Source organism: Amycolatopsis sp. NPDC104587, from assembly GCF_055583645.1.
Map to the genome: position 1 here is coordinate 165,602 of NZ_JBVJNO010000012.1, position 20,112 is coordinate 185,713.

Sequence of the window (20,112 nt, forward strand, 5' to 3'; positions counted from 1 at the left end):
CCCGCGTCGTTCCTCTTGCCCCCCCCTCCCCCCCCCCCCCCCCCCCCCCCCCCCCCCCCCCCCCCCCCCCCCCCCCGCCCCCCCCCCCCCCCCCCCCCCCCCCCCCCCCACCACCGCGAAAAGATCCCAGGAGACCCGGTGACCGACACCACCACCGAACTGTCCGAAGTGGACGGTTTCGTCGACGAGCCCGCGCCCGCGGTGCGCCTGACCGGCGGGCCGCCGCCCGGCGCCGCCGAGCTGGAGTCGCGCGGCGTGGCCGCGTGGTTCGGCGACCGCCTGGTGCTCGAGGGCGTTTCGCTGCGCATGCCCGCGCGCGAGGTGACCGCGCTGATCGGGCCGTCGGGCTGCGGCAAGTCGACGTTCCTGCGGATCCTCAACCGGATGCACGAGCTCGTCCCGTCGGCGAGCCTCGCCGGCGAGGTCCTGCTGGACGGCACGGACATCTACGCCGACGGCACCCGCGCCCAGCACGTCCGGCTGCGGGTCGGGATGGTGTTCCAGAAGCCGAACCCGTTCCCCGCGATGTCCATTCGCGACAACGTGCTCGCCGGGCTCAAGCTGGCCGGGGTCAAGTGCGACGACAAGGAGGCACTCGTCGAGCAGAGCCTCCAGCGCGCCGGGCTGTGGCGCGAGGTCCGCGACCGGCTGAGCGCGCCGGGCGGCGCGCTCTCGGGCGGCCAGCAGCAGCGGCTGTGCATCGCGCGGTCGCTGGCCGTGCAGCCGAACGTGCTGCTGATGGACGAACCGTGCTCGGCGCTCGACCCGACGTCCACGCGGCGGATCGAGCAGACGATCGCGGAGATCGGGCACGAGGTGACGGTGGTGATCGTGACGCACAACATGCAGCAGGCGCAGCGGGTCTCCGACCACTGCGCGTTCTTCCTCGCCGCGGAGAACGAGCCGGGCCGGGTGATCGAGCACGGGCCGACCGAGACGATCTTCGGCGACCCGACCGACCAGCGCACCCTCGACTACGTCAACGGACGGTTCGGATGAAACACCGGCTGGCCGCGCTCACCGCGGTCGCGATCACCCTCCTCGGGCTGTCCGTGTTCGCCGCGCCGGACGCGCTCGCGCTCGACCGGGTCACCGGCTCCGGGTCGACCTACGTCGGCCCGGCGATGTCGGACTGGGTGAACGGCGCGAACTCCCGCGGCATCCCGGTGAACTACGCGACCCGCGGCTCCCCCACCGGCGTCAACCAGTACGGCGACCGGACGGTGGACTTCGCCGGCACCGAAGCCGAGATCACGTCGCTGATCGCGGCCGGTGGCGGCGGCCAGTCCGCGGAACAGCGGGGGTACCAGTACGTCCCGGACGTCGCCGGCGCGGTGGCGGTGATGTACAACGTGACCGACGCGGGCGGGCAGAAGGTCGACTACCTCCACCTGACCCGGGAGGTGATCGGCCGGATCTTCACCCGCGACATCACCCGCTGGAGCGATCCGGCGATCAGCGCCACCAACGGCGGCAAGGCCCTGCCGGACCAGCCGATCACGCTGATCGGCCGCACCGGCCAGTCCGGCACCACCGCGTTGTTCTACGACTTCATCGCCCACGCCGCGCCCGGGCCGTACAAGACCTTCGTGAAGCGGAACGAAGGGACCGGCATCGGCCCGCTCCCCGACGGCGTGCGGCCGATCCAGCTGCCCTACAGCGGTCCCGACGCCGACTTCTACAAGCTGTTCGGCGACTCCGAGCAGATGGCGACGGCGGTCGCGAGCGGCAACGTCCCGTTCTCGATCGGCTACGACGAGTTCGCCTACGCGCTCCGGTACCACGTGCCGACCGTGTGGGTGGAGAACGAGGCGCACCAGTACACCCAGCCGTTCGCCGAGAACATCGCCGCCGCGCTGACGAAGGCGGAGCTGCGGCCGGACCTCAGCCAGAAGCTCGACGGCGTCTACGCGAACGCCGACCCGAAGACGTACCCGATCTCGGCGTACTCCTACATCATGATGCCGTGCACGACCGGCCGGGACACCTGCCGCGGCGGTTATCCCGCCCAGGGCACGACCGACACCATCACCGGGTTCCTCGAGCACGTCGCGTGCGACGGCCAGGTGAACATGGCCCGCATCGGGTACTCCCCGCTGCCGCCCAACCTGTCGCAGGAGATGATGAACTCCAACGCCCGGCTGACCGGCAAGCCCGCGAAGCAGCTCGACGCGGGCAACTGCCGCAACCCGACGTTCCACGGCAGCCTGGGTGCGGGGGCGGGGAGCCCGCCCGACCCGTTCGAGAAGATCGGCGGGGTCAAGAACCTCACCAACCCCGGTGGCGGGCCGGGCAAGACGGCCGGCCCGTCCTCCTCCTCAGCCGGCACCGCGACCGCGACCGCGTCGGCCGAGGACGACCTCGCGAACGGCGGGTCGAAGAACTGGCGCGACGCGGCCCCGGCGGCCTACGACCACGGTTCCGGCGGCCCGGGCATCGGCGGCTGGGCCGCCCTCGTGCTGCTCGCGGCCATCCTCGCGCCGCTGGTGGTCCGCGGCGTGCTGCGCCGGCTGCGGCGGTCGTGAGGGCACGGCCGGCTCAGTCGAAGGTGAAGGAGTACGCCTGCAGTCCCGGGCTGAGGGTCAGCGTGAGCTGCCCGGTGTGCAGGTCCGGGGTCTGGCTCAGGCGGTAGAGGTTCGGCGTCCCGGTGACGCGGATCGTGCGCGGCGGCCGGCCGTCGTCGGTCGAGACGGTGACCGTGCCCTCGCCGGCGAGCACCAGGTTGGTGCTCTTCGCCGTGTACCCGAGCCGCAGCTGCGCGCCGGGTCCGGCGGTCGCCTTCTGGTAGTCGACGGTCCAGGTGCCTTCGAACGCCACCTTGCGGTCGGGGACGCTCACCGGAAAGCGGTAGGCCGTCTGCTTGTCCAGCTCGAGCGGGGTGCCGCCCGGCGCGTAGGTCTTGGCCAGCTCGCCGTAGCTGAGGTAGGTCTCCCGCGTGGTGCGGTCGTCGGTCGGCCGGATGTCGGGCAGGTCGCCCGGCTTCGGCAGCGCGACCCCCGGCCGGGTCTGCTGCAGCAGCTGCCGGACGAGGTTCTCCGTCTGGTCGTAGGCGCCCTCGCCGAGCTTCAGGTACCGGACCTGCCCGGTGGCGTCGATCAGGTATCGCGCGGGCCAGTACTGGTTGCGGAAGTTGTTGAAGGTGCTCGTCTCGTTGTCGATGGCGACCGGGTACTGGATCCCCAGCTTCCTGGTCGCGGCCTCGACGTTGCCCTTGTCGTGCTCGAACGCGAACTCCGGTGTGTGCACGCCGACCACCTCGAGCCCGGCCGCGTGGTAGCGGGCGTAGAGGTCCTTGATGTGCGGCAGGCTGCGCTGGCAGTTGATGCAGGAGTAGGTCCAGAAGTCGACCAGGACGACCTTGCCCTTGAGCCCGGCCATCGTCAGCGGGGCGCTGTTGAGCCAGCCGTCGATGTTCTCGAACTCCGGCGTCGGCCCGCAGTTCCGCAGTTCGCCGTTCGTGTTGTCCGCGCACTGGTCCAGCGCCTGGTTGGAAGCGTCGCCCAGGCTGGACAGGCGCAGCTTGCTGATCGCGTCACTGCCTTCCACCTTTTCCTGCAGCGCGCCGGTGTAGTTCGGCAGCTTGGTCTGCAGCAGCGACGGCAGGTCGAAGTACAGCGCGACGGCCAGCAGCAGCATCAGGACCCCGCCGATGGCGCGGACCTTGCCGTTGTTCTTGCGGAAGAACTTCACCCGCTCGGAGATCTTGGCCCCCGCCAAGGCGAACACGAGCAGCGGCAGGGTGGCGCCGACGGCGAACGACATCGTGAGCGCGACGGTCTCGAGGCCGATCTTGCCGTTGGCCGCGGCGATCGTGATCGCGGTCAGCACCGGCCCGGCACACGGGACGTAGAGCAGCCCGAGGCCCAGACCGAGGCCGAAGCCACCGCCGTTGGGGTTCACCTTCCGCTGCGGCAGCTTCGAAAACGGCTTCTCCAGCAGGCGTTCCAGCGGCGGGACCAGCAGGCTCAGCCCCACGACCGACAGCACCACCAGCCCGACGAACCGCAGGATGTCGTCCGGCAGGTTCAGCGCCTTGATGAGCAGTGAGCCCAGCAGGGTGAAGACGGTGAAGCTCAGGACCAGCCCGCCGATCACCGCGTACGGCCGCCGGTTCTTCGCCTTCTTCTGCTTGACGAGGACATCACCGGCGGGTTCCGCCGCCGGCTCACTGCCGGGCTGTTTCGCGCCGCCGGCGAAGAACACCACCGGCAGCACGGGCAGGATGCACGGCGACACCCCGGTGATCAGGCCCCCCAGCAGGCCGATCAAGACCAACATCCACATAACCCCACGCCTCCGCGTCCCCGGCACACCGGCCGGGCGCCGGTGTCCTCACACCGGGTGTTCGCCGCAGATGCGGAGTCAGACAGGTCGTTTCGCCGCTTGTGCGGAATAAGAGACCTCCTGCGCCCGGCCGGGACCGGACGCGGGAGGGGCGCTCAGCCGCCGAGGTCGGTGATGACCGTCTTCGTCTCCATGTAGTTGTTGAACACCGCGCTGCCCATCTCGCGGCCCCAGCCGGACTCCTTGTACCCGCCGAACGGCAGCGACGCGTCGAAGACGTTCCACGTGTTCACCCAGACAGTGCCCGCGCGCATGCGCCGCGCCGTCCGGTACGCCTTCCCGATGTCCTTGGTGAAGACGCCGGCGCCCAGGCCGTAGTTGGTGTTGTTGGCCGTCGGCATGATGTCGGACTCCGCACATGTCGTCCCCGCGCAGGCGGGGCTGGTCCGAACCGAAATCAGCCCGTGGCCTGTTGTCCAGGTTGTCCCCGCGCAGGCGGGGTTGGTCCCGCCAGGGTCGCGAGCCCAACGTTCTCGTGGCCGTCGTCCCCGCCCAGGCGGGGCTGGTCCGCAAACGGGCTGAAGGGGTCCAAGAGCTTCCAAGTCGTCCCCGCGCAGGCAGGGCTGGTCCGAGGGACGTAACACCCCGGGCTGCACTGGCGGATGTCGTCCCCGCGCAGGCGGGGCTGGTCCCCCGCCGACAGCGGTGGTGACGATCCCGAACTACACCGACAGCTTGGCGACCGCGATCTACGCCGTACCTCGCCATGACCGCGTCGACCTGGTCGGCTGCGAACTCGCCAACGACGACGAATACGACGTCGCCGGCCTCACCCCCGTCAGCGTCGTCGTAGCATGCCTCCGGTGAACGACACCGCATGTGGATCAACGGCGGCCGGCGGCGGCGCGGCGTCCGCGGACATCGCGGTGTGCCCGCACCTCACCCAGACCGGCAGCCGCTACACCGTCGTCGCGGTGACGCGAGGCGATCTGCTCGCCGACGGGCACCCGCTGCCTTCGGCGAACCCGTGTGCCTCTGAGAGCGAGGACGTTCACTGGGCTCCAGCTTGCTCTAAACTGCCGTGCACAGCAGGGAAGGAAGTTTCGTGCTCGATCCGGATGCTCGGTGCCGCCGACCACAGCATCGTTCCGTCTGACGATGACCCGCCTCGATGCCGCATATCAGGACTTGGCTCACACCATCGACGAAGAAGCGCTGACCCAATGGGTTGTACACCTCGCGGAGGTTGCTCGCCGAGCCGCGACGGGGTCGGCGGCCGGCTGGTGTTTCCCCGGCCAGGCTGCACTGTTAGTCTCCTGCGGTCGGTTCTTCAGCCCTGCGCCTTCGCTGCCGCGTGAACAACACGGTCCCGCAGGGAACTGCTGGAGCAACGCCTCGAGCTATGCCGATAGCCATGCCGACGCTGTCTACGTCGAAGGCTGGGGCCTGGCGAGATTCGGGTTCGAGGTGCCACATGCGTGGTGTGCGACCGGTGAGTCGGCGATCGAACCAACTAGCGGATGGTCAGGTCGCCTTCTCTACCTCGGCGTGCCCATCACCGACAGCTATCGCCGCCACCTGTACCGTCGTTTCGGCGAAGGTTCCCTGATCTCAGGTGCCACCGAGGTGGCGCGGCATATCCTCCGCGAGGGCCTTCCACACGACGCCATCGCTGAAGCTGGTCGCCCCCTAAGCGAAGACTTGATCAACTCGGCGCGGCAGACGATCACCGCCTGGCAGTAGAACCACCCGAGCCCGGCAATATCGCCGTCTCCGGGATCGCGGCGGTCTGAAGGACCCAGGACGCGAACTCGCCCTGGCGTCGTTCGAGAGAACTTTGCCTGCGACCCAGCATGTTTATTGACGACCAAATATTTCAACACTCCAAGCAGCGGCCGCCGCTATGTCATCACCAGCACACTCAATCACGCACTCGCCTATGCCTTTGGCAGCCCAGGCAAAAGTAATTGTCACAGGTCCCCCAGGCGGCAACGGCCACAAATCAAGCACCTGATTATAGCGCCACGCTCCCCCAGCAGGACCACCACCGCCACCGCCACCGCTTGAGATCAACGAGAGCACAGGAAATTCAGCAGAGAGCCCTCGATCATGAGCGCGAGGATAGCCAGGCGCGCGAAGGTTTGTCGCATACCTTCCATCTGAGAAAACGACGCCGATTTTAGGATCGCCTGGACCAGGCAACCCAATACGAGATCGTGGCTCATCTCCGAAAAAGGCGAACTCTTGATCGGCATCGCCGAGCGGCTTGGACGCAAAGAAACTTACCTCAAGCGTCAGGTTTGATTTCCAAGTTTTTGCTCCGCTAAGCGCTACCACGAGATCATCTGTTCGAGCAATCACCTGCTCCCATGGCAGGCTGCGTGACAGCATCGACGATCGCGGCGCGAAAGCATTGGCTCTATTAACACTGTCGCCCGGCAGATCCAGCGGCTCAGGCGTGACCCCTTCAAAGAAACCCACGATACCCTCCGAGCGTGACTGCGGACGCAAGGTCACCGTACCACCGATGTCCAAGAGTCCGCAGCCATACCCGGAGACGCTCAGTTCGTCGGCGGGATCTCCACCAAATCAGTACCCACGGTGCAGCTGACTTCTTGGGGAGCGATCAGAACGCACTCCGCGGGTAGGTCGTGTAGACCCACCCCTCCGGCAGCAACATGTCAAATGTGTTTGCCGATCCGTAGAGTCCGTCGCAGCGCTCCGAGCTGAAGCACTGTGCCCGCGAGCTCGACACAGTCGCCGTACAGATCGGATCGCTCGCCTGGAAGTGCTGACAGCTCTGCGGTGCCGCATCCGGCTCCCGCCTACCGCCGTTGATGTACATGCCGGCGTCGGCCTGCAAGAAGGCCATCGTTTCCGACGCGTTCGCCACGTCGCAGGAGACCGATGCCTGGTACGGCGTGTCTGTCTCGGCCAGCACTCCGTCGACGTAGTAGGCCGTCGTGTTGAAACTGGTCTGTCCCCAGCAGCCACCACTCGGCGGCACGTCGTCTCTGCTCTTGGTCGATCGGATCGAGATCTTCCCGGTCCCCTTGATAGACTTGTATTCCTTGATGGTCTTCAAGGGCGTTACTCCCGGATCCGATGATTCCCCGGCTGTGGCCACGCCTGAAATCGTCATGAACGACGACGCGACTACGACTGCGACGATCGCCAGCTTGCGCATAGCGCTCCCCTCCTCGAGAACGGCACGGGGGCAGTACCTCAGTCACCGTTCTGCACGGCAGTCGCCGTCGCTGACAGACTATTGACGCAAAAATGCGTCACAGTACCGATCACGAGGACCCCCTACGTGGGAAACCGACAAGGTTTCCGCTGACCACGTAACCACCCGACAGGCGGTGCCTCAACCTCCGTTTGGGTGATCTCCAAAGTGGGCAGCTTTCGGTCCGAACCCCCGAATTCCTTCCAGCCAACGATAATCGCAGCGCTCGTCCTTACAGGACTGCTGAAATCTTGCTCCTGCTTGTCCATTTCGACATTTTCGTCCGCTCACCGAGAAAACGCTCGGTAGTACCGAATGCCGTTGTGACTTTGCGTCAACGTGCGCTTACCGTGGCTGTCCCGGAGAGCCGCCGAGGGGACGTACTCATGGACGACAGTTCCGTCTCACTCACGCCCGACTCGGCCCGGAGCTTCTGCTCAGACTTTGGAGCTGAGCTCCGTCCCCGCAGCGTGTCCGGGCGGCTGCGCTGTCGATGCCGAGACCAGTGCTTGCCGTCGACCGGCTCTGGAGCTAGCAACCGAAGTTCAGTCCTTCGAGATCTTGCCCGAAGGCGCTGGACGCATTGGGCTGATCGGATGAGCAATATCACCGGGCAGGCAGGTAACCAGATCCGCGTGATCCTGCCGGACGGTCCACCAGAGCTGACGCCGGCCGCAGCGCGCAGCTTGCTTGCCGTGCTTATCGAGCTGACGGACAAGAATCTCGGACAGACGGCCAACACCCCAGAGGAAGGCCGAGCACCGTCTGCTTGATAGGCGGACGGGATCGGCAGGTGCGTCCAAACGAGTGGCCTTTGAAGTCGCCGCTCAACGTGTCAACGTGACACCGTAGGGTAGACGCCGATCTTGGTCATCCACGGGGAGGGTGCGATGCCAGACGGCTTTGCTGTCGACGTCGAGGCGCTGAAGAACGCCGGGCTCGGGCTGACGGATTTGCTCGGCGACCTCGACGAACTGCAGGTCGAGAACATCGATTGTGACCGGAAGTTCATTGGGCACACCAAGCTGGCCGACTCGTACGAGTCGTTCACGACCCGCTGGGCGCTCGGCGTCGAGAATCTGACCAAGGACGGCCAGCAGCTCTCCCGCCGTCTGGTCGACGCGGCCGGCGCCTACATCAAGGCTGACCAGGCGCATGAGCACAAGCTCAAGGGCATCTACGACGACACCGGTGCCGACCCGGGCAACACGGCGATGAGCGATGGCTGAGCTCGGCGAGACGGAAGACCCGAAGGCCCTCGTGCCCGGCGAGGCGAACGAGATCCGGGCATCGACTGTCCACCTTGCGGTGCACGGCGACACCATGATCCGCATCGGAGAGGGCTTCAAGAAGCTGGATACCGGCGGCTGGTCAAGGCTGCGCGGCGATGACCCCACCGGGGTGAGCGGCTCGGCAAACACCCTGGCCAGGGCCGGCGCGGACCGCCTTCGGCTGGACTTCCTCGAGATGTTCATCGCGGCCGGGCTGGCGGCACCGACCACGGCAGTCAGCCAACCGGTGCCACGCTCCCCCGCCGGCGAGGCAGACGACGAGGAGCCTTTCGAGTTCCGGTACGACGAGTAGGGGCAGCTGAACATGGTCGGATACAGAGTGATCACCTCGGCGGTCCGCGCCGAGGGAACGAAGTGGCGTGGTTTCGCCGACACCGTGAACAAGGTGACCCCCGTCGTCACCAACGCGATACTGGGTCCGACCGCGTTCTTCGTCGGCGATCCCGTCACCCTCGCCGTCGGCGTGTTCAACGCGTCCGCGCTCAGCGGCACCTACGAAGCCCTACGCTCCTATGTCGAAGGCGCTCTCAAGGGCGCCGCCACCGAATTCGACCAGATCGACGGTGCGCTGCAGAAGACCGCCCAGCTGTACGACCAGGCCGAAGAGATCACCGAAATCGATCTCACCCAGATCTACGGAACGCCGCCGAGGTAACAGATGGACACCCCGTTCAACCCGTTCGGCCCCGCCGGGCCCGAGGACTTCACCGGTCCGCTCGACGACCTGTTCCGCAAGGTCCAGGCCAAGATCAAGGAAATCATCGACAAGTACAACGCCGCCGTCCACCACATCAACGACTGGAAGTACGTTCTCGGCCCGGCCATGATCTGGATCTCCGAGGGCCTGCAAAAGATCCGCGACGGCCTGGACAAGGTCGTGAAGATGGTCCAGTACGCGGTCGAACACCACACGCCGGTCGTGTCGCTGATCGTGCAGAGCTTCAACTGGCAGGACCACGTCCAGAAGGACATGTCCAAGATGGTCGGCTCGGTGGAAACCCCGGCGGATCCCAACCTTGCCTACTGGGAGGGCGGGGGCGCGGACGCGTACGAGAAGCGTGCCGGGAAACAGCGGGAGGCCGTCGAGGCCATCGGGGCTCAAGGCGGCAAGGCCGATGCGATCAGCAGCTGGCTAATGACCATCGCCAAGCTCAACGTCAACTTCATGACCGGCTTGGTGGAGATGGTCGCCAACTTCCTCGGCGCCCTGGTCGAGGCGGCGCTCGACGGCGCGACCGTCGTTAACCTCCCGTTCGCGGTCAAAGACCTCGCCGGCGCGATCGGCGGGCTGGTCACCGACGCCATCAACCGCCTCGGCGCCATCGCCAACCAGGTCATGGACACCCTCAGCAACATCCGCGACGCCAAGAGCCTGATGGTCGACTCACGGCTGCCCGGTGGGCAGTGGCCGCAGGCGGTCAAGCTGTGACGACCGGAACGCCCGGCTACCCGCCCTACGGCGGAGCGCCCCGGCCACCGAAACGCGGACTTGGCACCGGCACCGTCATCGCGATCGTCATCATCGGTGTCCTCGTCATGGCCGGCATCGCGGTGGGCGCGTTCGCTCTGCTCAGTAGCGGAGGCAGGCAAGGCGACGTCGACGGCAAGTACACGGCCAACGCGCTGCCCAACTGTGACGACGTCGCCGGCCGGGTGGGAAATCTCCCCCCGAAGAGTTTCGACACGAAACTCGAGGGAAGCGCCGGCTGGCTGTGTACCTTCACCGACGCGGCAGCCGGCACATCGGTGCACCTCGACCTCGAGATCAGCACCGTCCAGCGGCAACACACCGCGTTCGACACCGTCGCCTCCACGGGCGCGTACGAGCTCGATAAGGCCCTTCAGCTGGGGGAAAAAGCGGCCTGGGGTCTGGCCCCCAGCGGGCAGAAGTGCGAACTTGTCGTCCTGGACAGCAACGCTACGTTCAAGGTCGGTGTCGACAACCCCAACGCACCCGGCACCGACACGCAGGCGTGCAAGGACCGCGCGACCGCAATAGCACGCACGCTCTACGAGCTCATACAGCCTTGATGACCTCAGCCACCGCCGACCGAACCTAGCCGACGAAACGAAAGTCGTCGTCATCGTCGCCGTCGGCAGCGAAGCTCGGGCTCCACGCCCTGTGCGCCAGACTCGCGAGTCGAACGGGTGTTCTACTTGCTGCTAGAGTGCTACCTCCGACAGGCTGAGACGCAAGGAGGCGGCATGCCCTGGTTGGTGCGGGATCGAACAAGCGGACAAGAACGGCAGGTCGCCGCCAGCGACGAGGCATGGAACGAAGGCGGCTACGACCTGACCCGATTCGAGCTCCACGTCTTCGACGAAAGGCCGCCGACGCCGCGAACCGCACCCGCCCCTCAACCTGCATCCGGCTACTGAACCCCTAGCCGCCGAGCACAAGTACCCAGCACCCTCCATGAGAACCAGCGCCATCCAGCGAAGCTGCAGACTGGTTCCGATCCCCGGGCGCACACGGTCTCGACTACCCCGAGGCAGCGGGGCCCGAAGCGGCAGATGTCCTCGGCGTCTCAAGATCTGGTGACGACGGTGACCTGCATATCAGGCCGGGCGAGAGTTGCGCACGAATCGTCGACCGGCTTGCCGTCCTCGTCGCCCAGGGTCGACCGGTGGATCTCGCCCTCGGCGAGCCAGCTGTGACCAGGTACCCCTGCCCGGTCCTGTCGATCTGGCGGGTCGGCCCGTGGGGGGCTTGGTCGCGGAGGTAATGCGCCGGAACGTGGTCGGCGTGACCGGCGACCATTAGCCGTGTGGTTCGAGGAATCGAGTCCGCAGCTCGCCGAGTCCGTCGATGCGGCTGGTCAGCGTGTCATCGGGAGTCAGGTAGCGAGGTGGTGTGCGCCGATTGCCGACACCGGCCGGGGTGCCGGTGAAGACAAGGTCACCAGGCAGGAACGGGCACACCGCCGACAGTCGGGCCACGAGTTCCGGGACGTCGAAGATCATCTCCGCGATCGAGGCCTTTTGGACCACTTCGTCGTTGAGCAAGCAGGTGATCGTCGCGTCCGGGGCGACCTCGGTCACCAGGTGCGGGCCGGTCGGGCCGAAGCCGGGGAAGGACTTGGCCAGGGCGAACTGCGGCGGTTTGCCGAAGGACTGGACGCGCCGTTCCGAGAGGTCCTGGCCGACCATGTACCCGGCTACGTGACCGAGGGCCTCCTCGCGGGGAATCCGGTGCCCGCCGCGGCCGATGACCGCGACCAGCTCGACCTCCCAGTCGACCCGGTCGCCCGGCAGCTCGACCGTCCCCTGTGGACCGGCAATGCACGTCGGGAACTTGGTGAACACCAACGGATCGGCCGGGGGCTCGAACCCGGCCTCGGCGGCGTGCGGTGGGTAGTTCAACGCCACGGCGAACACCTGCCGGGGCCGCGGCACGGGTGGGCCGAGCAGCGCCGGATCGACCGACATGGTCCCGGCCGGCGCGGTGCGAGCCCACTCCGTGAACGCCGTCCAGTTCTCCAGGACGTCCATCGGGTCCGGTCCGAAGCCGCCGGCGTCGAAGACGTCCAGCGCTTGGCCGCCGGTGACCAGGACGGCCCGCCCGCTCAGGTTCGCCAGGCGCATCACGCGTTCCCGGACGGCGCCGGGGTCCCGTACGCGTCCTCCCAGGACACGACCCGATTGCGCAGCACACCGAGTTTCTCGATCTCGGCCTCGATGACGTCACCGGGCTTGAGGTAGTTGGCGAACGGGTCGTCGGTGCTCGCGGCGACGCCGGCGACCGTGCCGGTCGTGATCAGGTCACCGGAGCTGTAGACCTGCGGCGAGTGGTAGGCCACCAGATCCGGGATCGACACCGACATCCGGCTCGTGTTCGATTTTTGCCGCACCTGGCCGTTCACACGCAGTTCCATGTCGAGCGCGTGCGGGTCGCCGACTTCGTCGGCGGTGACGATGTACGGGCCGATCGGGCAGAACGTGTCAATCGCCTTGGAGAAGGAGAACACCCCCGACTCCATCTCGCGCCGCTGGATGTCGCGCGCGGTGATGTCGTTGAACACCAGGTACCCGGCGATGTGCTCGGCCGCCTGCTCCGCGGTGAAGAACTTCCCCGGTTTCCCGATCACCACGGCCATTTCGAGCTCGTAGTCCAGCTCGTTCGTCAGGTGCGACGGGTACACGACCGGGTCGCCGGGGCCGATGATCGCGTCGACGTTCTGGAAGAACACGATCCCCTTGTTGACCGGGTACGACCAGTTGACGCGCGCGAGGTCGTCGTGGTGCTCGCGGAAGTTCCCCGCCGTGTGGAAGAACTTCTTCGGCACGATCGGCGCACGCAGCCGCACCTCGGCGAGCCGGAAGCGGCGCCCGGTCTCGGGCACGCTCCCCTCGCGTTCGAAGAACTCGCGTGTCGAGACGGTGTCGAGTTCCAGGACCAGGTCGTCGGCGATGCGGCCGACCAGGCCGTCGTCGAAGGTCACGAGCTTCACGGGCGCTCCACGGGGACGGTGACTCGGAAGACGCGCAGCTGGAGAGCGAGCGTCGCGTAGTAGCCCACCAGCGTGGTCAGCTCCACGGCCACGCGGTTGCCAATGATTGGCACGATCTCGGCGTAGGTCACGTCGTCGACGTCGCCGTCCAGCAGTGCGTCCACGAACCGCAGCGCCGCCGCTTCGACGTCGGGGAGACCGTCCGGCACCTTTCCCGGCGCCAGCTGAGCGTCCGTCACGCCGGCGGCGCGCGCGGCGGGTTCGTGCGCGTACCGCTCGAACGCGCAGTTCCAGTGATCCGCCACCGCCAGGATCGCCAGCTCCCGCACGCGATCGCCTAGCACAGTCTCGTACCGCACGGCCGCACCGAGCTCCTGCAGCGCCTGCCCCAGCTCCGGCGCGAACAGCATCGCGTTGAACGGCCCGGTCAGCACCCCGGCGACGTCGGTCAGCGGGAACGGGCCACCCGCTCGCGGACCGGCGGTGATGGCCTCGCGCAGCGCGCGCTGGTCACTGGACAGGTCGGCCGGGGCCAGCCCGGGCAGTCTCGTCATGCCTCGATCCCAGCAGCGCTCGCGCCGGGCGAGCGACGGTCTGCCATTGAATGGAACAACCGTTTCTGCGACACGAGCCCGCGCTTAGCGTCGCCATGACGTCGGGAGCAGGGAGCGGGATGGACTGGCTGGGTCTGCGGGGCAAGGGCGCGCTGGTCGCCGGCGCGGGCGGAATCGGCGGTGCGGCCGCCCTCGCCCTCGCCGAGGCCGGGGCGGACGTGATCGTCGCCGACCGCGACGCACGGCGGCTCGGCGAACTGGGCCTGCGCACCCTCGAAGCCGATCTTACCGGCGCCGACGGCGCCCGGGACTGCCTCACCCGCGCCGACGAGCTGCTGGGCGGGCTCGACATCTTCGTCCACGCGGTCGGCGTCAACGACCGCCGCCCGGTGCTCGACACCCCGGACGACGTCTGGCGCACGATCACCGAGGTCAACCTGGACAGCGCGTTCTGGACCGGTAAGGCCGCCGGCGCGCTGATGGTCGCCCGCGGGTACGGCCGGATCCTCTACCTCTCCTCGGTGTCCGGGCTGCTCGCCCACCCGCACCACGCGCCCTACGCCGCCACCAAGGGCGCGGTCAACCAGCTCGCCCGGGTGATGGCCCGGGAGTGGGCGGCCTCGGGTGTCACGGTCAACGCCGTCGCGCCCGGCTACACCGAGACCGGGCTCACCCACGAGCACCTCGGGAAGCCCGGCGTCCGCGACGATCTCACCGCGCTCGTCCCGGCGGGACGGCTCGGCACCCCCGCAGACCTGACCGGCCCGATCCTGTTCCTCTGCTCCGACCAAGCCGCCTTCGTCACCGGGCACGTCCTGTACGCCGATGGCGGCCGCACCCTCGTCTGAAGGAGTCTTCGTGCGTTTCACCGGCAAGACCGTCCTCGTCACCGGCGCCGGCACCGGGTTCGGTGCCGAGATCGCCGTCCGGGCGGCGACCGAGGGCGCCGACGTCGCCGTGCACTACCGCGGCTCGCGCGCCGGCGCCGAGCGGACCGCCACCCGCGTCGAAGAGCTGGGCCGCAAGGCGTTCCTAGTCCAGGCCGACATCTCCGAACACGCGCAGATCCGGCGGATGGCCGACGAGGTGTGGAGCCACTTCGGCCGGGTCGACGTCGCGGTCAACAACGTCGGCGACGTCGCCCGCGACCAGATGTCCTGGCGGGACCTCACCGAGGAGTCGGTCGACCACGTCCTCGCCGTCGACATCAAGGGCACGCTGCTGTGCACCCACGAGTTCGGCGACCGGATGCTCGCCCAGGGCGGCGGCGCGATCGTGAACATCGGCTCGACCGTCGTCGCGCGCGGCAGCGCCCGGGCCCCGCAGTACGCGGCGGCGAAGGCCGGGATCATCGGCCTGACCAAGTCCTACGCCCACGCCTTCGCCCCCACCGTGCGGGTGAACGTGTTCGCGCCCGGCTTCATCGAAACCGAAGCCACGCTCGGCCGCGAGGACTGGCGCACCGGCCGCGCGGAGAAGCTGCGTGACGCCACTCCGCTGGGCCGGATCCCGAAACCCGAGGAGCTGGTGGGAGCGGCGTTGTTCCTCGCCACCGAGGACGCCGGGCACATCACCGGTGGTTTCCTGGTCGCCGACGGCGGCTACACCATGCTCGGCGCATGATCACGTCAAGGAGGACGGCGATGGCACCCAGGATCGTGTTCACCGGCGGCCGCGTCTTCGACGGCACCGGCTCCCCCGCGGTGCCGGGCGAGGTCGTGGTCCGCGGCGACCGGATCGACAGCGTCCGGCCCGGCGGCGGCACCGAGCTCGCTCCGGACGACCAGGTCGTCGACTGCCGTGGCGCCACGGTCCTGCCCGGCCTGGTCGAATCGCACTGCCACCTGACGTTCCCCTCGGCGGTCGGGCACGTCGACCCGTCGTTCAACCCGCCGGTCGACGTCAGCTTCTTCCGGCACATGCCCAGCCCGGAGGAGCACCTGGCGACCGCCGAGCGCAACGCCCGGATCCTGCTCGACCACGGCTTCACCAGCGCCTACTCCGCCGGCTCGCTCACGCCCGTTCCCACCGAGGTCCGGCTGCGCGACCGGATCGCGGCCGGGCTGGCCGCCGGGCCCCGGATGCGGGCCGCGTCGTTCGAGCGGGACAACAACCCGGTCCGGATGGGCCCGGACGGCCCCACCCCGCAGGAGACCGGCCCGGACGCCGTCCGCGCGTTCGTCCGCGAGCAGGCCGAACTCGGCTTCGACAGCGTGAAGCTGCTGATGAGCAACGACGACGTCTTCTTCGAGGGCGGCTCGATGGTCACCCAGTACAGCGCGGAGGAGGCGAACGCGGCCGGCGAGCAGGCCCGCGACTCGGGCGTGTGGCTCAACTGCCACGCGCAGTCGCCGGAGTCGATCAAGCTGGCCGTGCGGGCTGGGTTCCGGTCGATCTACCACTGCTCCTACGCCGACTCCGAAGCCATCGACCTGCTGGAAGCGCACAAGGACTCGATCTTCCTCTCCCCCGCCGTCGGCATCATGTGGGCCAACGTGCACGAAGGTGCCGAGTTCGGCATCGACGCGGCGATGGCGGAGAAGATGGGCTCGGTCAGGTCCCTGGAAGCGATGGAACGGCTCTACCCGGAGCTGCGCAAGCGTGGCCTGCGGGTCCTGCCCGGCGGCGACTACGGGTTTCCGAACAACCCGATCGGACGCAACGCCCGTGACCTCGAGCTGTTCGTGCGGTTGTTCGGCTACTCCCCGGCCGAGGCGTTGCGCGCGACGACGTTCCACGGCGGGCAGGTGATGGACCTGCCGGTCGGGCTGCTGGCCGAGGGTTACTTCGCCGACGTCCTCGTGGTCCGCGGCGACCCGACGTCAGACGTCACGGTGCTGCAGGACCCGGCCAACCTCGAGGTGATCGTGCAGGGCGGCCGGTTTCACAAGGCGAGCGCGTGATCTACCGCGAGGTGCCGGGCTCCCGCCCGCTGGAGCTGGACTTGACCGGGCCGGCCGACCCGGTCGCCACGATCGTGTACCTGCACGGCGGCGGCTGGCGGCGCGGTTCCCGGCTCGTTCCGTTGCCAGGCTTCGAAAACCTGACCGGTGAGCTGGTGACCCAGGGCTTCCGGGTCGCGGCGGCGGACTACCGGCTCAGCGCCGAGGCGACCTTCCCGGCTCCCCTCGACGACGTGCGAGCCGCGATCGAGTTCGTGCGCGACCGCGAACCGGTGTTCGTCTGGGGCGAGTCGGCCGGCGCCCACCTCGGCCTGCTGGCGGCGCTGACCGGGTCCGTTGTGGACGGCGTGGTCGCGTGGTTCCCGCCGACCGACCTCCTCGGGATCCCCGCGGCGCCCGACGGCGTCTCCCGCGAGGAACTCCTGCTGGGAGCACCGCCGGACTCGGTGCCGGAACTGGCCCGGGCGGCGAGCCCGCTGCACGCGGTGCACGCCGCGGCACCGCCGATCCTGCTGATGCACGGCTCCGACGACGACCTGGTACCCGCGACGCAGAGCACGCGGCTGGCGGAGGCGTTGCGCGCGGTGGGAGCGCCGGTGCGGCTGCGGCTGGTGCCGGGCGCCCGGCACCGCTGGGAGGGCGCCGACCCGGCGGCCGTGGTCGCCGAGTCCGTCGGCTTCCTGCGGTCGGAGCTGCTCACGGCTTCGGTGGGGCCACCGCCTCGATGATCAGGTCCACCGCCCGGCCCACCTCCTCGATCGCGGGCGGCAGGTTCAGGAACCCGTGCAGCATCGACGGCACCACCACGTGCCGCACATCCACCCCGGCCTCGGCGAGCTGTCCGGCGAACACCTGCCCCGACACGCGCAAGTCGTCGTATTCGGCGGTCAGCACCAGCGTCGGGCACAGCCCCTCGAGGACCGCTAGCCCGGGCATCGCGTAGCCGTCCGCGCGGCTCACCGGCCCACCCAGGTAGTTCTCCGTCGTCTTTCGCACCTCGCGTGGCAGGAAGTGCAGGATCTCCGGCACCTCGGCCATCCGCGCCACCAGCGACGCCGGCGCGGGCGGCAGCCACGGGTGCAGCACCGGTAGCAGAGGGCGAGGGCCGCGGGCGGCCAGCCGTCGTCGTCGCGCAGGCGCAACGCCGCACCCGCCGCCAGGTTGCCGCCCGCGCTCGCCCCGCCCGCAGCGATCCGGTCGACACCGAGCTCGCCGGCGTGGTCGCGCACCCACCGCAGCGCGGCCACCACGTCGTCGTGCGGCACCGGGTAGCTGACCCGGCCGACCGCGAGCCGGTAGTCCACGCTCACCACCACGATCCCCGCTCGGTGCGCCACCTCTCGGGCCACCCGGTCGGCTTCGCGCATGTCCAGGTCACCCATCCGGAAGGCGCCGCCGTGCAGCCACACCAGGCACGGCGCACCGTCGGCAGTGCCGGTCCGGTAGATCCGCGCGGGCACGGCGCCATGCGGGCCCGGGATCCGGACATCCACTGTGGACACCTCCGGCACGGTGTCGGGCACCGGCGAGCGCTCGAACTCGGCGAACACCGGGTCGGCGGCCAGCGCCCCGAACGACGGGAAGCCTTCCAGCAGCGGGAACTTCGCCGCCAGCAGCGGGTGGACGGGCATCAGACTTGCCTTTCGGGGACACGGGCGGTGTGCCCGATCGGGAACAGCGGATCCGCGGTGCCGCCCGGCCGGTCCTCGGGGTGAGCTTCGACCGCGGCCATGGACGACGGCAGCTCGATCGGCAGCCGACCCTGGGCGGTGGCCCGGCCGAACACGACGTCGAGGACGGCGTCGTCGGCCGCGCCGAAGTCGGCCAGCAGCGCCGCGGCGCCGGTGAGCTCCGGGATGACCGCGGCGCGGTCGAGGAACACGTCGACGACCGTCGGGACCGTGTTCATCAGGGTGCGCAGGTGGTCGCGCTGGTCGCGCGGCAGATCGAGGCGGCCCTGGTGGAAGAACGCCTCGGGCAGCCGGGATCGCGGTTCGTACGGTGTGCCGATCCGGACCAGCGCGGCGTCGGCCTCGGCAATGTCGTCCACAACGGACGCGTAGCCAGCCGCGACGGCGGGATCGACTCCCTCGACGTACAGCCGGATCCCCGGCTCCCACGGCAGCGTTCCGGCCAGCAGGACCATCGACCGGCGTTGCGCGTCGGCGCCGGCGGCGGCGAAATCGGCCCGGCCCACCGTGGCCACCGCGTGCTCCTCGTCGACGTACGGGTTCTCGAACAACCCCAGCCGGAACAACAGCGCCAGGACGCGCCCCGCGGACGCGTCGACCCGGGCCGGCGAGACGCGACCCGACTCCACCAGCCGCACGACGACCTCCGGGCACCACTCCCCGCCGAACTGGTCGACCCCCGCATCGAGCAGCCGCAGCACACGCTCGTCGGCGTCGAGGTCCTCGGCGCCCCACGCGCGAGCGGGCCACACCGACCCGTCCGGCAGCCGCGCGTCGGTGAGCAGCCCGAAGTCGGTGCACACCAGGCCGTCGAAGCCCTCGTCACGGCGCAGCTGCCCGGCGATGACCTCCCGGTCAAACGCGAAACCCACCCCGGCGAGACCCCCGACGCCGACCGGACGGCCGTAGTACGGCATCACCGCAGCCGCGCCGGCCCGCAACGCCGGTCGGAAGACGGCGCGGTGCTCCTCGTAGCGCCCGTCGGGGTAGACCTGGTCCTTGCCCGACGCGAAGTGCGCGTCTTCACCCCCGGCCTGCGGACCCGCCCCCGGCCAGTGCTTGACCATCGCCGCCACCGAATCGGGCCCCACCGCGGTGCCCTGCAGGCCTTCGACATACGCGGCCGCCAGCCGGGCCACCACGGCCGGGTCGGCGCCGAACGTGCCCGACGTGCGGCACCAACGCGGCTCGCTGGCCAGATCGGCCATCGGGTGCAGGGCGAGCCGGATCCCGACCGCCGCGTACTCGGCGCGGACCACCTCGGCGAACGCCCGGACGGTGTCTTCCTCGCCCAGCGCGCCGAGCCCGAGAGGCTCAGGCCAGCGCGAGCACCCGCCCGACGGCACCGACGTCAGCGGGTTCTCGTTCGCCGAATGCCGCGGGTCGGACGACACCAGCACCGGGATCCCGAGCCGGCTGCCGGCCGCGAGACCCTGCACGTCGTTGTGCCAGCGCGCCAGCGGTCCGGCCGAGACCGGCGCCATCAGCGACAGGCAGCGGAGGTGCTTCGCCCTGACCACTTCCCTGGTCGGCGCGGTCGGCAACGGCCCGGCCGGCACCTCGACGAAACCACCCTCCGGCGTCACGGCGACCGGCGCGTGGAAGAGCAGCCCAGCCTTCTCCGGCAGGGTCATCCGGTCGAGCAGGTCACGGACGCGCGTCTCGACGGAGCACGCCGGGTCCCGATAGGGGTACATGGGGCCGATCATGA

At 69.1% G+C, this 20,112-nt stretch carries 25 protein-coding genes; 15 read left to right on the forward strand and 10 right to left on the reverse strand.

Translation table 11 applies throughout. The features are described from left to right. Positions 1-201 precede the first annotated feature (201 nt). Both ACZ61C_RS33690 and ACZ61C_RS33695 read left to right on the forward strand, forming a co-directional pair. Positions 202-999, forward strand: a complete 798-nt coding sequence (locus tag ACZ61C_RS33690) for a phosphate ABC transporter ATP-binding protein (RefSeq protein WP_465312097.1) — start codon at positions 202-204, stop codon at positions 997-999. After that, entirely contained in the window at positions 996-2,525 is a 1,530-nt protein-coding gene (locus ACZ61C_RS33695; protein WP_465311911.1) for a substrate-binding domain-containing protein, read from the forward strand. The genes ACZ61C_RS33690 and ACZ61C_RS33695 overlap by 4 nt, the downstream gene beginning before the upstream one ends. 13 nt (positions 2,526-2,538) lie before the next feature. Here ACZ61C_RS33695 and ACZ61C_RS33700 read toward each other — a convergent pair whose 3' ends face one another. Beyond that, a complete protein-coding gene (locus tag ACZ61C_RS33700) occupies positions 2,539-4,278 on the reverse strand; it encodes a cytochrome c biogenesis protein DipZ (RefSeq protein ID WP_465311912.1) in 1,740 nt (579 codons plus the stop codon). 161 nt (positions 4,279-4,439) lie between these two features. Beyond that, complete coding sequence (locus tag ACZ61C_RS33705; protein WP_465311913.1) at positions 4,440-4,685, reverse strand: aldehyde dehydrogenase family protein; 246 nt, start codon at positions 4,683-4,685, stop codon at positions 4,440-4,442. Positions 4,686-4,992: 307 nt separating this feature from the next. Here ACZ61C_RS33705 and ACZ61C_RS33710 point away from each other — a divergent pair, with 307 nt between their 5' ends. Next, positions 4,993-5,151, forward strand: coding sequence for a hypothetical protein (locus ACZ61C_RS33710; RefSeq protein ID WP_465311914.1), 159 nt, complete (start codon positions 4,993-4,995; stop codon positions 5,149-5,151). Positions 5,152-5,442: 291 nt separating this feature from the next. Next, positions 5,443-6,027, forward strand: a complete 585-nt coding sequence (locus ACZ61C_RS33715; protein ID WP_465311915.1) for a hypothetical protein — start codon at positions 5,443-5,445, stop codon at positions 6,025-6,027. Between the two features lie 114 nt (positions 6,028-6,141). Here the strand turns inward: ACZ61C_RS33715 and ACZ61C_RS33720 are convergent, their stop codons facing one another. Further along, positions 6,142-6,765 carry a hypothetical protein gene (locus ACZ61C_RS33720; protein ID WP_465311916.1) on the reverse strand — a complete coding sequence of 208 codons (624 nt, stop codon included), beginning with the start codon at positions 6,763-6,765 and terminating at the stop codon, positions 6,142-6,144. Positions 6,766-6,910: 145 nt separating this feature from the next. Beyond that, positions 6,911-7,471, reverse strand: coding sequence for a hypothetical protein (locus ACZ61C_RS33725; protein WP_465311917.1), 561 nt, complete (start codon positions 7,469-7,471; stop codon positions 6,911-6,913). Between the two features lie 635 nt (positions 7,472-8,106). Here ACZ61C_RS33725 and ACZ61C_RS33730 point away from each other — a divergent pair. The 7 genes from ACZ61C_RS33730 to ACZ61C_RS33760 all read left to right on the forward strand — a co-directional run bounded on the left by ACZ61C_RS33730 (position 8,107) and on the right by ACZ61C_RS33760 (position 11,181). Beyond that, positions 8,107-8,283: a hypothetical protein gene (locus tag ACZ61C_RS33730; RefSeq protein WP_465311918.1), complete on the forward strand. Its 177-nt coding sequence runs from the start codon at positions 8,107-8,109 to the stop codon at positions 8,281-8,283. 117 nt (positions 8,284-8,400) lie between these two features. Beyond that, positions 8,401-8,739, forward strand: a complete 339-nt coding sequence (locus tag ACZ61C_RS33735) for a hypothetical protein (RefSeq protein ID WP_465311919.1) — start codon at positions 8,401-8,403, stop codon at positions 8,737-8,739. Beyond that, positions 8,732-9,094: a putative T7SS-secreted protein gene (locus ACZ61C_RS33740; protein ID WP_465311920.1), complete on the forward strand. Its 363-nt coding sequence runs from the start codon at positions 8,732-8,734 to the stop codon at positions 9,092-9,094. The genes ACZ61C_RS33735 and ACZ61C_RS33740 overlap by 8 nt, the downstream gene beginning before the upstream one ends. Before the next feature lie 12 nt (positions 9,095-9,106). Then, the gene (locus ACZ61C_RS33745; protein WP_465311921.1) at positions 9,107-9,457 is read left to right on the forward strand and encodes a hypothetical protein; all 351 of its coding nucleotides are present in this window, start codon (positions 9,107-9,109) and stop codon (positions 9,455-9,457) included. A 3-nt stretch (positions 9,458-9,460) separates the two neighbouring features. Beyond that, positions 9,461-10,231, forward strand: coding sequence for a hypothetical protein (locus tag ACZ61C_RS33750; protein ID WP_465311922.1), 771 nt, complete (start codon positions 9,461-9,463; stop codon positions 10,229-10,231). Continuing rightward, a complete protein-coding gene (locus ACZ61C_RS33755; RefSeq protein WP_465311923.1) occupies positions 10,228-10,833 on the forward strand; it encodes a hypothetical protein in 606 nt (201 codons plus the stop codon). Before ACZ61C_RS33750 ends, ACZ61C_RS33755 begins: the two co-directional genes overlap by 4 nt. A gap of 174 nt (positions 10,834-11,007) precedes the next feature. Next, the gene (locus ACZ61C_RS33760) at positions 11,008-11,181 is read left to right on the forward strand and encodes a hypothetical protein (RefSeq protein ID WP_465311924.1); all 174 of its coding nucleotides are present in this window, start codon (positions 11,008-11,010) and stop codon (positions 11,179-11,181) included. A 381-nt stretch (positions 11,182-11,562) separates the two neighbouring features. Here ACZ61C_RS33760 and ACZ61C_RS33765 read toward each other — a convergent pair whose 3' ends face one another. From ACZ61C_RS33765 to ACZ61C_RS33775, 3 genes are read right to left on the reverse strand one after another with little or no spacing between them, the layout of a single operon-like run. After that, the gene (locus tag ACZ61C_RS33765; protein WP_465311925.1) at positions 11,563-12,387 is read right to left on the reverse strand and encodes a fumarylacetoacetate hydrolase family protein; all 825 of its coding nucleotides are present in this window, start codon (positions 12,385-12,387) and stop codon (positions 11,563-11,565) included. Then, positions 12,387-13,253, reverse strand: coding sequence for a fumarylacetoacetate hydrolase family protein (locus ACZ61C_RS33770; RefSeq protein WP_465311926.1), 867 nt, complete (start codon positions 13,251-13,253; stop codon positions 12,387-12,389). The genes ACZ61C_RS33765 and ACZ61C_RS33770 overlap by 1 nt, the downstream gene beginning before the upstream one ends. Further along, on the reverse strand, positions 13,250-13,807 hold the full coding sequence (locus tag ACZ61C_RS33775) for a carboxymuconolactone decarboxylase family protein (protein ID WP_465311927.1): 558 nt from the start codon (positions 13,805-13,807) through the stop codon (positions 13,250-13,252). Before ACZ61C_RS33775 ends, ACZ61C_RS33770 begins: the two co-directional genes overlap by 4 nt. Before the next feature lie 119 nt (positions 13,808-13,926). Here ACZ61C_RS33775 and ACZ61C_RS33780 point away from each other — a divergent pair, with 119 nt between their 5' ends. The 4 genes from ACZ61C_RS33780 to ACZ61C_RS33795 are packed head-to-tail and all read left to right on the forward strand — an operon-like array spanning position 13,927 to position 17,438. Next, a complete protein-coding gene (locus tag ACZ61C_RS33780; protein ID WP_465311928.1) occupies positions 13,927-14,655 on the forward strand; it encodes an SDR family NAD(P)-dependent oxidoreductase in 729 nt (242 codons plus the stop codon). Positions 14,656-14,665: 10 nt separating this feature from the next. Further along, positions 14,666-15,430 carry an SDR family NAD(P)-dependent oxidoreductase gene (locus ACZ61C_RS33785; protein ID WP_465311929.1) on the forward strand — a complete coding sequence of 255 codons (765 nt, stop codon included), beginning with the start codon at positions 14,666-14,668 and terminating at the stop codon, positions 15,428-15,430. Positions 15,431-15,450: 20 nt separating this feature from the next. Beyond that, positions 15,451-16,710, forward strand: coding sequence for an amidohydrolase family protein (locus tag ACZ61C_RS33790; protein WP_465311930.1), 1,260 nt, complete (start codon positions 15,451-15,453; stop codon positions 16,708-16,710). Continuing rightward, positions 16,707-17,438: an alpha/beta hydrolase fold domain-containing protein gene (locus ACZ61C_RS33795; protein WP_465311931.1), complete on the forward strand. Its 732-nt coding sequence runs from the start codon at positions 16,707-16,709 to the stop codon at positions 17,436-17,438. The genes ACZ61C_RS33790 and ACZ61C_RS33795 overlap by 4 nt, the downstream gene beginning before the upstream one ends. Here the strand turns inward: ACZ61C_RS33795 and ACZ61C_RS33800 are convergent. From ACZ61C_RS33800 to ACZ61C_RS33810, 3 genes are read right to left on the reverse strand one after another with little or no spacing between them, the layout of a single operon-like run. Beyond that, positions 17,407-17,748: an alpha/beta hydrolase gene (locus ACZ61C_RS33800; protein ID WP_465311932.1), complete on the reverse strand. Its 342-nt coding sequence runs from the start codon at positions 17,746-17,748 to the stop codon at positions 17,407-17,409. The genes ACZ61C_RS33795 and ACZ61C_RS33800 overlap by 32 nt on opposite strands. After that, positions 17,667-18,341, reverse strand: a complete 675-nt coding sequence (locus tag ACZ61C_RS33805) for an alpha/beta hydrolase (protein ID WP_465311933.1) — start codon at positions 18,339-18,341, stop codon at positions 17,667-17,669. Before ACZ61C_RS33805 ends, ACZ61C_RS33800 begins: the two co-directional genes overlap by 82 nt. Further along, a complete protein-coding gene (locus ACZ61C_RS33810) occupies positions 18,341-20,098 on the reverse strand; it encodes a glycoside hydrolase family 3 protein (RefSeq protein WP_465311934.1) in 1,758 nt (585 codons plus the stop codon). The genes ACZ61C_RS33805 and ACZ61C_RS33810 overlap by 1 nt, the downstream gene beginning before the upstream one ends. Between the last annotated feature and the right edge of the window lie 14 nt (positions 20,099-20,112).

Bases quoted from the DNA above. Each gene is read 5' to 3' on its own strand.
- ACZ61C_RS33695 (WP_465311911.1), top strand. From the start codon at position 996: ATGAAACACCGGCTGGCCGCGCTCACCGCGGTCGCGATCACCCTCCTC.
- ACZ61C_RS33700 (WP_465311912.1), bottom strand. From the start codon at position 4,278: ATGTTGGTCTTGATCGGCCTGCTGGGGGGCCTGATCACCGGGGTGTCG.
- ACZ61C_RS33705 (WP_465311913.1), bottom strand. From the start codon at position 4,685: ATGCCGACGGCCAACAACACCAACTACGGCCTGGGCGCCGGCGTCTTC.
- ACZ61C_RS33715 (WP_465311915.1), top strand. From the start codon at position 5,443: ATGACCCGCCTCGATGCCGCATATCAGGACTTGGCTCACACCATCGAC.
- ACZ61C_RS33725 (WP_465311917.1), bottom strand. From the start codon at position 7,471: ATGCGCAAGCTGGCGATCGTCGCAGTCGTAGTCGCGTCGTCGTTCATG.
- ACZ61C_RS33730 (WP_465311918.1), top strand. From the start codon at position 8,107: ATGAGCAATATCACCGGGCAGGCAGGTAACCAGATCCGCGTGATCCTG.
- ACZ61C_RS33735 (WP_465311919.1), top strand. From the start codon at position 8,401: ATGCCAGACGGCTTTGCTGTCGACGTCGAGGCGCTGAAGAACGCCGGG.
- ACZ61C_RS33740 (WP_465311920.1), top strand. From the start codon at position 8,732: ATGGCTGAGCTCGGCGAGACGGAAGACCCGAAGGCCCTCGTGCCCGGC.
- ACZ61C_RS33745 (WP_465311921.1), top strand. From the start codon at position 9,107: ATGGTCGGATACAGAGTGATCACCTCGGCGGTCCGCGCCGAGGGAACG.
- ACZ61C_RS33750 (WP_465311922.1), top strand. From the start codon at position 9,461: ATGGACACCCCGTTCAACCCGTTCGGCCCCGCCGGGCCCGAGGACTTC.
- ACZ61C_RS33760 (WP_465311924.1), top strand. From the start codon at position 11,008: ATGCCCTGGTTGGTGCGGGATCGAACAAGCGGACAAGAACGGCAGGTC.
- ACZ61C_RS33765 (WP_465311925.1), bottom strand. From the start codon at position 12,387: ATGCGCCTGGCGAACCTGAGCGGGCGGGCCGTCCTGGTCACCGGCGGC.
- ACZ61C_RS33775 (WP_465311927.1), bottom strand. From the start codon at position 13,807: ATGACGAGACTGCCCGGGCTGGCCCCGGCCGACCTGTCCAGTGACCAG.
- ACZ61C_RS33780 (WP_465311928.1), top strand. From the start codon at position 13,927: ATGGACTGGCTGGGTCTGCGGGGCAAGGGCGCGCTGGTCGCCGGCGCG.
- ACZ61C_RS33790 (WP_465311930.1), top strand. From the start codon at position 15,451: ATGGCACCCAGGATCGTGTTCACCGGCGGCCGCGTCTTCGACGGCACC.
- ACZ61C_RS33800 (WP_465311932.1), bottom strand. From the start codon at position 17,748: ATGGCCGAGGTGCCGGAGATCCTGCACTTCCTGCCACGCGAGGTGCGA.
- ACZ61C_RS33805 (WP_465311933.1), bottom strand. From the start codon at position 18,341: ATGCCCGTCCACCCGCTGCTGGCGGCGAAGTTCCCGCTGCTGGAAGGC.
- ACZ61C_RS33810 (WP_465311934.1), bottom strand. From the start codon at position 20,098: ATGTACCCCTATCGGGACCCGGCGTGCTCCGTCGAGACGCGCGTCCGT.